This is a genomic window from Arthrobacter sp. NPDC057259 (genome assembly GCF_042668995.1).
In the GTDB taxonomy this organism is placed as follows: Bacteria; Actinomycetota; Actinomycetes; order Actinomycetales; family Micrococcaceae; genus Arthrobacter.
The window spans coordinates 303,438-315,951 of the sequence record NZ_JBHUYA010000002.1; the positions used below are offsets into that span (position 1 = coordinate 303,438).

Genomic DNA, 12,514 nt, shown 5'->3' on the forward strand with positions numbered 1-12,514 from the left:
GCTCCCGGGTCAACAGACGCGGCTGGCGCGCCGCGGGGAAGCTGCGTCAGCCGGCGAAGAAGGCGCTCAGCTCCGAGATCAGCTTCTCCGGGGCCTTATTCACGCCGTCGTGGCCCATGCCCGGCAGGATTGTGTAGCTCGAACCGGAGAGCACGTCGTGGATCTGGGCGCAGGCCACGCCGAAGTACGCCGGGCTCTTCTCGCCCACCACGATCAGGGTCTCCAGCGGCAGTGCCAGGAACGGTTCGGCGGGCATGTCGGCGGCGATGATCGCCTTAATCTCGCGGACGCCGGTCTTCATCAGCTCCCGCAGTTGCTTGCCCACGGGGGTCCCGGCGGTCAGCTTATTGGCCAGGGTCAGCATGGACAGCGGCATCCGGGAAACGGCGCTGCCGGTTTCCAACCCGCGGACCAGCACGGCCAGGGCCCGGTCGTCGTCGCCGGCGGCGGTGAGGCGCTCATACTCGGGGATCCAGTCGGCGGTGACGCTGTGGTTGACCGAGACGGCCGGGTCGTAGACCGCCAGCCGCTCCACCGGCAGGGTGCGGGCGGCGTGCAGGGCGACGGCGCCGCCGAAGCTGTGACCGAACACGTCCGTGCTGTTGGTGTGCTTCATCACGGCGTCGAGGTCGTGGATGTCCACGTCAAGTGTGTAGTCCTCCGGCTGCGGGGAGGAGCCGCCGCGGCCGCGGCGGTTAAAGGTGTGGACCGGCCGGCCGAGGGAGGCGCTGAGCTTCTGCGCAAACTTGGTGTAGTCGGCGGCGGTCACCATCGAGGCGGACACGACGACGACGCCGGAGCCGGCCGCGGACAGTTCCGCCCCCGTGCTGAACAACTCGAGGGTTCCGCCGTCGGGGGTGTGGATGTTCTCGCGGGTCATGGCTTGAGCCTAGCCCAGCCGGCCGCCCTCGCGCAGGCGGCTTCGGCCCAGGCTGCGCGGGCGGCCCTATATGGAGCCTTCTGAGAGCGGCGTGCACATTCCCCGCCAGTTTCGTAGCCCTCGCGCCGGTGGATGCGACGGCAAAATTTATTACTAAGCGTGCTTGCTATTACCTTTTCGATCGTGTGTACTCAATTTGGAAAGCATGCTTAGTTTCGTTCGACCCTTAGCCGATATGTGAGGAAAAATGGAAGATACACTCAAGGCCGGCCTGGCCACCGTCATTGACTTCGTCCCCAAGCTGGTGCTGTTCCTGGTCATCCTGATCGTCGGCCTGCTGATTGCAAAGGCGATCGCGAAGGCTCTGTCCAAGCTGCTGCACAAGGTCGGCTTCGACCGCGCCGTGGAGCGAGGCGGGGTGAAGAAGGCGCTGGCCAATTCCGAGCTTGATGCCAGTGACGTTATCTCCAAGATCATCTACTACGCCCTGGTGCTCTTCGTGCTTCAGTTCGCGTTCGGTGTCTTTGGGCCCAACCCGGTCAGCACGCTGCTCGCCGCGATCATCGCCTTTCTCCCGCGCGTCGTCGTCGCCATCATCATCGTCATCGTCAGTGCCGCGATCGCCGCGGCCGTCAAGACCCTCATTCAGGGCTCCCTCGGCGGCCTCTCCTACGGCAAGACGCTTGCGAACATCGCCAGCATCTTCATCCTGGGCATCGGCATCATCGCTGCCCTGAACCAGGTCGACATTGCCACCACCGTGACGACCCCGATCCTCATCGCTGTGCTTGCCGCGATCGTGGGCATCCTTGTTGTAGGCGTCGGCGGCGGGCTCATCAAGCCCATGTCCCAGCGCTGGGAGCACTACTTGAACAAGGCCGAGGCCGAGGCCCCGAAGATCAAGTCGGAGGCCCAGAATTCTCCCCCGGCCACCGAACAGATCAAGGACGCCGTCCACACCTACACGCCGGAAGCAGGCTCCACCGGCGGGACGCACCGCCTCTAAGGCATCCTCCCGCATTCGTTAGACCACAGGAACCGGCTCCGTCCCCTCAGGGACGGAGCCGGTTCTTTGCGCTTTGAGGGAGCCCACGTCGCGCACGCGGCTCCGTCGGTCAACCCAGCCGGCCGCCGGATACCTCGAGATAGCAGGAGCCGCAGAGGGATTCGTACCAGGCGTCCTGGCCGTCGATGGCGACCTGTTCGCCGTCGAACACCACCCGGTCGCCGATCCGGCGGGTGTTGAAGATCGCTTTGCGGCCGCAGCGGCAGATCGTCTTCAGCTCCTCCAGGGTGTGCGCGATCTCCAGCAGACGGAGCGACCCCGGGAAGGCGCGCGTACGGAAGTCCGTGCGGATGCCGTAGGCCAGCACCGGCACGTTGTCCAGGACGGCGATCCGGAACAGGTCATCCACCTGCTCCGGCGTCAGGAACTGCGCCTCATCCACCAGCAGGCAGGCCACCGGCGGGGTGTCCACGTGCTGCAGCAGCGCGTCCGGATCATCCCCGTGCGCCAGGGCGGAGAACAGTTCCCGCGCGGATGCGCCCGCCGGGATCAGGAAATCGACGTCGCGGGTCATGCCCAGGCGGGAGACGACGGCGGTGTCGCCCTTGGTGTCGATGTCCGGCTTGGCCAGCAGCACCCGCTGGCCGCGTTCCTCGTAGTTGAAGGCCGCCTGTAGCAGGCCCGTGGACTTGCCGGAGTTCATCGCGCCGTAGCGGAAGTAGAGCTTGGCCAAGGGGGTCCTTTCAGGAGCGGTCGCCCCCGATTCTAGTGCCACCGCCCCCGATCCCGGGCGCTCAGGAATCCCCGGTAAACTTAGGGATTGTGACTTCCCAAAACACCCCTGCCCCGAACACGCCCGAGCACTCCGAGGCCAGCGAACAGACCCTGGTCCGGATGGAAAAGCGCGCGAAGCTGATCGAGCGCGGGATCGAGGCCTACCCCGTGGGCGTCGAGCGGACCCACTCGCTGACGGATATCCGGGAGAAGTACGCCCACCTCGTCGCCGACGAGACCACCGGCGACGTCGTCGGTGTCACCGGCCGCATCGTCTTCATCCGCAACACCGGCAAGCTCTGCTTCGCCACCCTGCAGGAGGGCGGCCTCGACGGCAAGGCGGTCCGCCTCCAGGTCATGCTCAGCCTGGCCAACGTCGGTGAGGAGGCGCTCGCCGACTGGAAGTCCCTCGTGGACCTCGGCGATCACGTCTTCATCAAGGGTGAGGTCATCTCCTCCCGCCGCGGCGAGCTCTCCGTCATGGCCGAGTCCTGGTCCATGGCGTCCAAGGCCCTGCGCCCGCTGCCCGTGCTGCACGCTGAACTGAACGAGGAAACCCGCGTCCGCCAGCGCTACGTGGACCTGATCGTCCGCGACGAGGCCCGCGAGATGGTCTACACCCGCGCCGCAATCACCCGCTCCATCCGCGAGACCCTGCACCGCCAGGGCTACGTGGAGGTGGAGACCCCCATGCTGCAGCTAGTCCACGGCGGCGCCACCGCCCGCCCGTTCGAGACGCACATGAACGCGTTCGACCAGAAGATGACCCTGCGCATCGCCACCGAGCTCTACCTCAAGCGCACGGTCGTCGGCGGCATCGACCGGGTCTACGACATGGGCCGCGTCTTCCGGAACGAGGGCGTCGACTCCACGCACAGCCCCGAATTCACCACCCTGGAGAGCTACGAGGCCTGGGCCGACCAGTTCGTCATGGCGGACCGGATCAAGGAGATCATCCTCGACGCCGCGGACGCCGCTGGCGTGGGCCGGGTGCTGCAGACCGAGGCCGGCGAGATCAACCTCGACGGCGACTGGGCCTGGATGGCCGTCTACCCGGGCCTCTCCGACTTCGTCGGCCAGGAGATCACCCCGGACACCCCCGCCGCCGAGCTGCTGGCCCTCGCGGAAAAGCACGAGGTCAAGGTGGACGCCGCCTGGGACGCGGAGAAGCTCGTCGTCGAACTCTTCGGCGAACTGGTCGAGCCCACCCTGCTGAACCCGACCTTCGTGTACGACTACCCGCCGTCCGCGCAGCCGCTGGCCCGCCAGCACCGTGAGGACGGCCGCCTGATCGAGGCCTGGGACCTGATCATCGGCGGCATGGAGCGCGGCACCGCGTTCTCCGAGCTGATCGACCCCGTCATCCAGCGCGAACGCCTCACCGAACAGTCGCTGCGCTCCGCCGCCGGCGACGTCGAGGCCATGCAGCTGGACGAGGACTTCCTCCGGGCCCTCGAATACGGCGCCCCGCCGATGGGCGGCATCGGCCTCGGCATCGACCGGCTGGTGATGCTGTTCACCGGTGCGGGCATCCGCGAGACCATCCTGTTCCCGCTGCTCAAGCCCGAAGGCAACTGATCATGGATTACATTGCCGTGCTGCTGCCCTCCGTGGTGGTGGGCCTCATTTTCTGGTTCGTGATGAAGGCAATATTCAACGCCGATAAATCCGAACGCCAGGCCGAGGCCCGCGCCCAGGCGGAAGCCGACGCAGCAGTAAACGCCCCGGCCGCGAATTCCGCGCCGGATCAGGGGCATTCCCCGGAACAGCCCTAGAAAGTCATTAGCCGACGCTGTTTTCCCATAGCGTAGTTTTCGCTTTGACTCGGTGCCATAAAGCGATGGATACTTTTTACAGTTACATCCTGCTTTTCTAAATGCTCCTCCTTCGAAAAGAGAGTCTTTATGGCACAGAAAGTTGAAATCATCCTCGTGGATGATCTGGATGGGGGATCCGCGGACGAAACCGTCCGGTTTGGGCTGGACGGCGTCAGTTACGAAATTGACCTGTCGGCCAACAATGCTTCAGAACTGCGCTCGTCGCTCGAACGTTATGTGGGCCAGGCCCGCAAAACGTCCGCCGGCCGGCCCACCCGCACGAAGGCCGCCAGCGGCCGAAATCAGGATTCGGCCCAGATTCGCCAGTGGGCCCGTGACAATGGCTACGCGGTCAACAGCCGCGGCCGAATCCAGGCCGAAATTCAGGAAGCCTACCAAAAGGCCAATTCCTAAGATTGGCGCCGTTTCCGGCCCCTAGGGCCGGAACGAATTGCCTACAGCGAAGCCCCCGCCATCCGGTGGGGGCTTCGCTGCGTCCGGGGTCCGTACGTTCCTCCCCGGTTACCGTCCGGAGGCTGGCCCGGCGTGCCGACGCCGGAGCCCGGCCGGGCAGTGTTTGGGCCGTTTCCGGGGACCACCCGGCCTGGTGCGGCGGAGGTAACCGGGTAGGAGCGCATACACGGGCCGTGCACGCCGCCCGGGTCCCCGCAACCGCCCCGGTTTCCCCTGTGGCGAACAAGCCACAAATTACGAAGACCGCCACGTAGCATCAAAGTACGTCGTAGCTAGGAGTGTGGCGAAATGTTTGAGCGATTTACGGACCGTGCCCGTCGCGTAGTTGTGCTTGCCCAAGAAGAGGCACGCATGCTGAACCACAATTACATCGGTACCGAACACATCCTCTTGGGTCTGATCCATGAGGGTGAAGGTGTTGCCGCCAAAGCCCTCGAGTCCTTGAGCATTTCGCTCGACGGCGTCCGCGAGCAGGTGCAGGAGATCATCGGACAGGGCCAGCAGGCGCCGTCCGGTCACATCCCCTTCACGCCGCGGGCCAAGAAGGTGCTGGAACTCTCCCTGCGCGAGGCCCTGCAGCTCGGCCACAACTACATCGGCACCGAGCACATCCTGCTCGGCCTCATCCGCGAGGGTGAAGGCGTTGCCGCTCAGGTGCTGGTCAAGCTCGGAGCAGACCTCAACCGGGTCCGCCAGCAGGTCATCCAGCTGCTCTCCGGCTACCAGGGCAAGGAATCCGCCGGAGCCGGTGTCGGCGCCGGCCAGGCCGAGGGTACCCCCGCCGGCTCGGTCGTCCTCGACCAGTTCGGCCGGAACCTGACCCAGGCCGCCCGGGAGAACAAGCTTGACCCCGTGATCGGCCGCGAGCAGGAAATGGAACGCGTCATGCAGGTCCTTTCCCGCCGCACCAAGAACAACCCCGTCCTGATCGGTGAACCCGGTGTCGGTAAGACCGCCGTCGTCGAGGGCCTGGCCCAGGCGATCGTCCGCGGCGACGTCCCGGAAACCATCAAGGACAAGCAGCTCTACACCCTGGACCTCGGTTCCCTGGTGGCAGGCTCCCGTTACCGCGGTGACTTCGAAGAGCGACTGAAGAAGGTCCTCAAGGAGATCCGCACCCGCGGCGACATCATCCTGTTCATCGACGAGATCCACACCCTGGTGGGTGCGGGCGCGGCCGAGGGCGCCATCGATGCGGCCTCGATCCTGAAGCCCATGCTGGCCCGCGGCGAGCTGCAGACCATCGGCGCCACCACGCTGGATGAGTACCGCAAGCACATCGAGAAGGACGCCGCCCTGGAGCGCCGCTTCCAGCCGATCCAGGTCAAGGAGCCCTCCGTCGCGGATGCGATCGAGATCCTCAAGGGCCTGCGTGACCGCTACGAGGCGCACCACCGCGTGACCATCACCGACGGCGCCCTCGCCTCGGCCGCGAGCCTGTCCGAGCGCTACATCTCGGACCGCTTCCTGCCGGACAAGGCCATCGACCTGATCGATGAAGCCGGCGCCCGGCTGCGCATCCGCCGGATGACCGCTCCGCCGGAGCTGAAGCTGATGGACGAGAAGATTGCGGCCATGAAGCTGGAGAAGGAATCGGCGATCGACGCCCAGGACTTCGAAGGAGCCGCCTCGCTGCGCGACAAGGAGCAGAAGCTCATTGCCGAACGCGCCGAGAAGGAACGCCAGTGGAAGACCGGCGGCATGGACGACATCTCCGAGGTGGATGAGGACATCATCGCCGAGGTGCTCGCGAACTCCACCGGCATCCCGGTCTTCAAGCTGACCGAGGAAGAGTCCTCGCGCCTGCTGAAGATGGAAGAGGAACTGCACAAGCGCGTCGTCGGCCAGGACGAGGCCATCAAGGCCCTGTCCCAGGCGATCCGCCGCACCCGTGCCGGCCTCAAGGACCCGAAGCGTCCCGGCGGCTCGTTCATCTTCGCCGGCCCCACCGGCGTCGGCAAGACCGAGCTGGCCAAGGCCCTCGCGGAGTTCCTGTTCGGCGAGGAAGACGCGCTGATCACCCTGGACATGTCCGAGTACTCCGAGAAGCACACCGTTTCGCGGCTCTTCGGTGCCCCTCCGGGCTACGTGGGCTACGAGGAAGGCGGCCAGCTGACCGAGAAGGTCCGGCGTCGTCCGTTCTCCGTGGTGCTCTTCGACGAGGTGGAGAAGGCCCACGCGGACCTGTTCAACTCGCTGCTGCAGATCCTGGAAGACGGCCGCCTGACCGACTCCCAGGGCCGCGTGGTGGACTTCAAGAACACCGTGATCATCATGACCACCAACCTCGGTACCCGGGACATCTCCAAGAGCGTCGCCACCGGCTTCCAGTCCGGCACGGACACGCAGACCGGCTACAACCGGATGCGCGCCCGGGTCACGGAGGAGCTCAAGCAGCACTTCCGCCCCGAGTTCCTGAACCGTGTTGACGACGTCGTGGTCTTCCCGCAGCTGACCCAGGACGAGATCATCGAGATCGTCGACCTATTCGTCACCCGCCTGGAGCGCCGCCTCAAGGACAAGGACATGGGCATCGAGCTCACGCCCGCGGCCAAGGTGCTCCTGGCCACCCGCGGCTACGACCCCGCGATGGGTGCCCGGCCGCTGCGCCGCACCATCCAGCGCGAGATCGAGGACCAGCTCTCCGAGAAGATCCTCTTCGGTGAGTTGCACTCCGGCGACATCGTGGTGGTCGACGTCGAGGGGGAGGGCGACGACGCGAAGTTCACCTTCGCCGGCAACGCCAAGCCGAGCATCCCGGAGATCGCGCCGACCCACTAGGGCAGGTTCGCTGCTCCGCACGGCACCAGACGCAACGGCCCCGGCCGCTTCCCTCGCGGGAGCGGCCGGGGCCGTCGTCGTTAAGCCTTAAAGCGTTGAGGCCCGCGCCCAGGGCCGCGACGGGTCATCAGGCGGTGACGGTGATCCATTCGCCGTCGATCGCGGCCTTCAGCTTGGCCAGCGGCGCGCGGGCCGGGCCCTGGATGACGCTGCCGTCGCTGCCCTTGAAGGAGGAGCCGTGGCAGGGGCATTCGAAGTCGCCGCCGGCCGGGGCCACCGGGCAGCCCGCGTGGGTGCAGGCCGCGTCGTAGGCCAGGACGGTCTTCTCGTCCGGGCGGAAGATCACCACGGCCTTGCCGTTGACCTTGCCGGTGGCGGTCCCGCCCACCTTGACCTCGCTGACCTTCCCCACCTGCACGGGGGTGCCCGCGGGGACGGAAGACGCCGCGGCGTCGCTGGTGGCGGCCGCGTCGGAGTCCGGCCCGGAGCAGGCGGAGAGCGTCAGGGCGGTGCCGCCGGCCGCTCCGGCGCCAAGCAGCAGGGAACGTCGGGGGAGCATCTGTTCAGGATTCATGGCCCCATTCTGCCAACCGGCGCTGGGAATTGGCTGCGGGCCTACATACCGGAATCTTGAAAGCATTGTTTCACTCTTAGTGAACCCGGTGTGATCGGGGGCACATCGGGTGTTGAATCGGACCATGCCTTCAACCGAAACGCCTTCGACCGGCGGGTTCCCACAGACACCCTTCCACGACCTGGACCACTACCTGGCCATCCCGCGCCTCAGCGGCCTCGCCATGAGCCCGGACGGCCGGCGCCTGGTCACCGCCGTCGCCACCCTGAACGACAAGGGCACCGACTACCGCACCGCGCTCTGGGAGATCGACCCGGCCGGAACGCGCCCGGCCCGGCGGCTGACCCGCAGCGCCAAGGGCGAGGCCGGGGCCGCCTTCGCCGCCGACGGCACCCTCTACTTCACCTCCGAGCGCCCGGACCCGGAGAACCCCGACGCCGAGGCCGTCAAGGCCCTCTGGGCGCTGCCGGCCGACGGCGGAGAAGCGCGCCTGGCTCTCTCCCGCGCCGGCGGGGTCAGCGGCGTGCTGGCCGCCCGGGACGCCGACGCCGTGTTCGTCACCGCCCCGGTGCTGGCCGGTTCCACGGACGAAACCGATGACGAGGAGCGCCGGAAGGCCCGCAAGGACAAGAAGGTAGCCGCCATCCTGCACACCGGCTATCCGGTGCGGTACTGGGATGCCGACCTCGGTCCCGGCCAGCCGCGGATCTTCGCCGTCGAACCCGGCACGGAACCGGAGAACGGCACCCCGGGAACGGTCGACGCCGCCACCCCCGCCACCCTGCGCAACCTCACCCCGGAGGCGGGCAGCGGGCTCCGCGAGGCCGATATGTCGGTCAGCCCGGACGGGAAGACCATCTACAGCAGCTTCACCCGGCCGCTGGCCAACGCCGACTCCCGGATCGTCCTGGTGGCCGTGGACGTCGCCACCGGCACCACCCGCGTCCTGCTGGATGAGCCGGGCATGAGCTACTTCCCCGGCCCCGTCAGCCCGGACGGGAGCACCCTGGCCGTGCTCAGCGAAACCGACACCACCCCGGAACAAGCGCCGCAGGTCCGGCTGCACCTGCTGGACCTCACCGGACCCGACGCGAGGCTCAGCCCGCTGGCGGAAGGCTGGGACCGTTGGCCGCGCCCGGCCGCCTGGCTGCCGGACGGTTCGGCTCTGCTGGTCACCGCGGACGAGGACGGGGCCACCCCGGTGTTCCGGGTGGACGTGGCGGACTCCGGCACCGGCGCCGCATCCAGCGCACCGCACCGGCTGACCGACGACGCCGCAGCCTACACCGACGTCGTCGTCTCACCGGACGGGCAGCATGCCTACGCGCTCCGCAGCTCCTACGAATTCCCCGCCGAGGCGGTCCGGATCGACCTCGCCTCAGGCGACGTCACCCGGCTGCCCGCCCCCGCCGGGCGCCCTGCGCACCCGGGCCGGCTGGAGCGGGTGGAAACCACCGCCGCGGATGGCCGGCGGGTCCCCGCCTACCTGGCCCTGCCCGACGACGCCTCGGCGGAGAGCCCTGCTCCGCTGTTGCTCTGGATCCACGGCGGCCCGCTGGGCTCCTGGAACGCCTGGACCTGGCGCTGGAACCCGTGGCTGCTGGTGGCCCGGGGCTATGCCGTCCTGCTCCCGGACCCGGCCCTGTCCACCGGCTACGGCCAGGACCACATCCAGAGCGGCTGGGGCGAGTGGGGCAAGGCCCCCTTCACGGACCTGATGGCCATCACCGACGCGGTCGTGGACCGGCCGGACATCGACCAGACCCGCACCGCGGCGATGGGCGGCTCCTTTGGCGGCTACATGGCCAACTGGGTGGCGGGCCAGACGGACCGGTTCACGGCGATCGTCACCCACGCCAGCCTCTGGGCACTGGACCAGTTCGGCCCCACCACCGACGCGGCCCAGTACTGGCTGAAGGAAATGACCGAGGAGATGGCCGCGGCTAACTCCCCGCACCTGTTCGTGGAGAACATCCGCACCCCCATGCTGGTGATCCACGGCGACAAGGACTATCGGGTGCCGATCGGCGAGGGCCTGCGGCTCTGGTACGAGCTGCTCGCCAAGTCCCAGCTCGCCGCGGACGGGGATGGCCGCACCGACCACCGGTTCCTCTACTTCCCGGACGAAAACCACTGGATCCTGCAGCCGCAGCACGCCAAGGTCTGGTACGGCGTCGTCGAGCACTTCCTCGCCCGGCACCTGCTGGAGGAGGACATCGCGGTGCCCGCGGAGCTCGGCGTCTAGGCCGCCGGGGAGGCGTGAGGCGCACGGGGGCGGCGGGGCGGAGCAGTAGGATGGGGCCGTGACTGAGCCCATCCGGATCCGCCCTGCCCGCACCCACGACGTCGCCGCGATCAAGACCCTCGTGGCGCCCCTGGCGGACCAGCGGATCCTGATGGCGAAGGAGACGGTCGCCTACTACGAGAGCCTGCAGGAGTTCCGGATTGCCGAATCGTCCGACGGCGAGGTCATCGGCTGCGGCGCGCTGCACGTGATGTGGGAGGACCTGGCCGAAGTGCGCACCCTGGCCACTTCCGACGCGTGGCGCGGCAAGGGCGTGGGCCACCAGCTGGTGGAGCACCTGCTGGACGACGCCCGCGCGCTGGGCGTCTCCCGGGTCTTCTGCCTCACCTTCGAGGTGGAGTTCTTCAAGCGCCACGGTTTCGCCGTCATGGCGGACCAGACGGCGGTGGACCCGGTGGTCTACTCCGAGCTGCTGCGCTCCCACGACGAGGGCGTCGCCGAGTTCCTGGACCTTGCCCGGGTCAAGCCCAACACCCTCGGTAACACCCGGATGATCCGCGCCCTGTAAGGGCCGCCCGGCCTCTTCCGCCACCTCCACTCGGTGGATAAACTGATGCCGGCCCGGCGGGGAAGGGCCGCCGTCGTCCGGAGGCAGACTGTGCAACACCGCGTGATCTTTCCTGACTTTTCCGCGTTCCAGATGTCCGTGGACGCCCCTCCGCTGCCGCCGTGCGACGCTCCGGCCTACGACGGCGGAGCAACGGACGGTGCCGGTGGTGGCGGTGAAGCCGGCGGCGGCTTGCGCCCGGGCCGGCGGCTGCCCCCGCAGGAGGGACTGGGGCCGGACGCGTGGCCGGAATTCCCCTCCGCAGTCCCGCCCGGCCCCGGAGCCTACCGCGGGCCGGACGCCGGTAGTAGGGTTCAACCAAAGCAGCCAGGACACCATCCAGGAGCGCAGCCATGAAGAAACTCATCAACGATCCCAAGGCCGTGGTCGACGAATCAGTGGAGGGCTTCGGGCTCGCCCACGCGGACCTCGTCACCGTCCACCCCGACCCAAAATACATCGTCCGCAAGGACGCCCCGGTGGCCGGGAAAGTGGGCCTCGTCTCCGGCGGCGGCAGCGGCCACGAACCCCTGCACGGCGGCTACGTCGGGAAGGGCATGCTGGACGCCGCGGTCCCCGGCGCCGTCTTCACCTCGCCCACCCCGGACCAGATCCTGCCCGCCACCCTCGCCTCCAACTCCGGGGCCGGCGTCGTCCACATCGTGAAGAACTACACCGGCGACGTGCTGAACTTCGAGACCGCCGCCGAACTCGCCCAGGCCGAGGGAGTTGAGGTCCGCACCGTGCTGGTCAACGACGACGTCGCCGTGCAGGACTCGCTCTACACCGCCGGGCGGCGGGGCGTGGGCGGCACCGTCCTGGTCGAGAAGATCGCCGGCGCCGCGGCCGAACGCGGCGATAACCTGGATGCCGTCGCCGCGATAGGGGACAGGGTCAACCAGAACGTGCGCAGCATGGGCGTGGCGCTGACCGCCTGCACGGTCCCGCACGCGGGTGTCCCCAGCTTCGAGCTGGAGGACAACGAGATCGAGATCGGCATTGGCATCCACGGCGAACCCGGCCGGCAGAAGATTCCCATGGAGCCCGCGGACGGCATCACCGACCGCCTCCTGGACCCGGTGGTCAGCGACCTGGGACTGGCGTCCGGGGACAAGGTCCTCCTGTTCGTCAACGGCATGGGCGGCACCCCGCAAAGCGAGCTCTACATCGTCTACCGCCGCGCGGTGCACCGGCTCGAGGAGCAGGGCGTGAGCGTGGAGCGCTCGCTGGTGGGCAACTACATCACCTCCCTCGAGATGCAGGGCTGCTCCATCACCGTTCTGAAGCTCGACGACGAGATGACAGCCCTCTGGGACGCACCCGTGCACACCGCGGCCCTGCGCTGGGGCGCCTGAC

Annotated in this window: 11 protein-coding genes; 8 read left to right on the plus strand and 3 right to left on the minus strand. The window is 67.9% G+C overall.

Features of this window, described 5'->3' with window-relative positions; all coding sequences use genetic code 11:
- Positions 1–46 precede the first annotated feature (46 nt).
- Positions 47–880 carry an alpha/beta fold hydrolase gene (locus tag ACFUCU_RS05280; protein ID WP_377971159.1) on the minus strand — a complete coding sequence of 278 codons (834 nt, stop codon included), beginning with the start codon at positions 878–880 and terminating at the stop codon, positions 47–49.
- Between the two features lie 247 nt (positions 881–1,127).
- Between ACFUCU_RS05280 and ACFUCU_RS05285 the strand changes: the two genes are divergently transcribed.
- Positions 1,128–1,886: a hypothetical protein gene (locus tag ACFUCU_RS05285; RefSeq protein ID WP_377971160.1), complete on the plus strand. Its 759-nt coding sequence runs from the start codon at positions 1,128–1,130 to the stop codon at positions 1,884–1,886.
- A 109-nt stretch (positions 1,887–1,995) separates the two neighbouring features.
- Here ACFUCU_RS05285 and ACFUCU_RS05290 read toward each other — a convergent pair whose 3' ends face one another.
- Positions 1,996–2,619, minus strand: a complete 624-nt coding sequence (locus ACFUCU_RS05290) for a thymidine kinase (RefSeq protein WP_290257006.1) — start codon at positions 2,617–2,619, stop codon at positions 1,996–1,998.
- Between the two features lie 89 nt (positions 2,620–2,708).
- On the opposite strand from ACFUCU_RS05290, the gene lysS reads away from it, so the two are divergent.
- The 4 genes from lysS to ACFUCU_RS05310 all read left to right on the plus strand — a co-directional run bounded on the left by lysS (position 2,709) and on the right by ACFUCU_RS05310 (position 7,732).
- Positions 2,709–4,238 (plus strand): lysine--tRNA ligase, encoded by a 1,530-nt coding sequence (gene lysS / locus ACFUCU_RS05295; RefSeq protein WP_290257005.1) that lies wholly within the window; start codon positions 2,709–2,711, stop codon positions 4,236–4,238.
- A gap of 2 nt (positions 4,239–4,240) precedes the next feature.
- On the plus strand, positions 4,241–4,435 hold the full coding sequence (locus ACFUCU_RS05300) for a hypothetical protein (RefSeq protein ID WP_290257004.1): 195 nt from the start codon (positions 4,241–4,243) through the stop codon (positions 4,433–4,435).
- A 129-nt stretch (positions 4,436–4,564) separates the two neighbouring features.
- Complete coding sequence (locus ACFUCU_RS05305; RefSeq protein ID WP_290257003.1) at positions 4,565–4,891, plus strand: Lsr2 family protein; 327 nt, start codon at positions 4,565–4,567, stop codon at positions 4,889–4,891.
- Positions 4,892–5,239: 348 nt separating this feature from the next.
- The gene (locus ACFUCU_RS05310; protein ID WP_290257002.1) at positions 5,240–7,732 is read left to right on the plus strand and encodes an ATP-dependent Clp protease ATP-binding subunit; all 2,493 of its coding nucleotides are present in this window, start codon (positions 5,240–5,242) and stop codon (positions 7,730–7,732) included.
- 127 nt (positions 7,733–7,859) lie between these two features.
- On the opposite strand, the gene ACFUCU_RS05315 is transcribed toward ACFUCU_RS05310, so the two are convergent.
- The gene (locus ACFUCU_RS05315; RefSeq protein ID WP_377971161.1) at positions 7,860–8,306 is read right to left on the minus strand and encodes a Rieske (2Fe-2S) protein; all 447 of its coding nucleotides are present in this window, start codon (positions 8,304–8,306) and stop codon (positions 7,860–7,862) included.
- 124 nt (positions 8,307–8,430) lie between these two features.
- Here ACFUCU_RS05315 and ACFUCU_RS05320 point away from each other — a divergent pair, with 124 nt between their 5' ends.
- The 3 genes from ACFUCU_RS05320 to dhaK all read left to right on the plus strand — a co-directional run bounded on the left by ACFUCU_RS05320 (position 8,431) and on the right by dhaK (position 12,513).
- Positions 8,431–10,551, plus strand: a complete 2,121-nt coding sequence (locus ACFUCU_RS05320; protein WP_377971162.1) for an alpha/beta fold hydrolase — start codon at positions 8,431–8,433, stop codon at positions 10,549–10,551.
- A 58-nt stretch (positions 10,552–10,609) separates the two neighbouring features.
- The gene (locus ACFUCU_RS05325) at positions 10,610–11,119 is read left to right on the plus strand and encodes an amino-acid N-acetyltransferase (RefSeq protein ID WP_377971163.1); all 510 of its coding nucleotides are present in this window, start codon (positions 10,610–10,612) and stop codon (positions 11,117–11,119) included.
- Between the two features lie 392 nt (positions 11,120–11,511).
- Complete coding sequence (gene dhaK, locus ACFUCU_RS05330) at positions 11,512–12,513, plus strand: dihydroxyacetone kinase subunit DhaK (RefSeq protein ID WP_377971165.1); 1,002 nt, start codon at positions 11,512–11,514, stop codon at positions 12,511–12,513.
- Position 12,514 lies beyond the last annotated feature (1 nt).

Coding starts and splice junctions, on each gene's coding strand:
- ACFUCU_RS05280 (WP_377971159.1), bottom strand. CDS start 880: ATGACCCGCGAGAACATCCACACCCCCGACGGCGGAACCCTCGAGTTG.
- ACFUCU_RS05285 (WP_377971160.1), top strand. CDS start 1,128: ATGGAAGATACACTCAAGGCCGGCCTGGCCACCGTCATTGACTTCGTC.
- ACFUCU_RS05300 (WP_290257004.1), top strand. CDS start 4,241: ATGGATTACATTGCCGTGCTGCTGCCCTCCGTGGTGGTGGGCCTCATT.
- ACFUCU_RS05305 (WP_290257003.1), top strand. CDS start 4,565: ATGGCACAGAAAGTTGAAATCATCCTCGTGGATGATCTGGATGGGGGA.
- ACFUCU_RS05310 (WP_290257002.1), top strand. CDS start 5,240: ATGTTTGAGCGATTTACGGACCGTGCCCGTCGCGTAGTTGTGCTTGCC.
- ACFUCU_RS05315 (WP_377971161.1), bottom strand. CDS start 8,306: ATGAATCCTGAACAGATGCTCCCCCGACGTTCCCTGCTGCTTGGCGCC.
- ACFUCU_RS05320 (WP_377971162.1), top strand. CDS start 8,431: ATGCCTTCAACCGAAACGCCTTCGACCGGCGGGTTCCCACAGACACCC.
- dhaK (WP_377971165.1), top strand. CDS start 11,512: ATGAAGAAACTCATCAACGATCCCAAGGCCGTGGTCGACGAATCAGTG.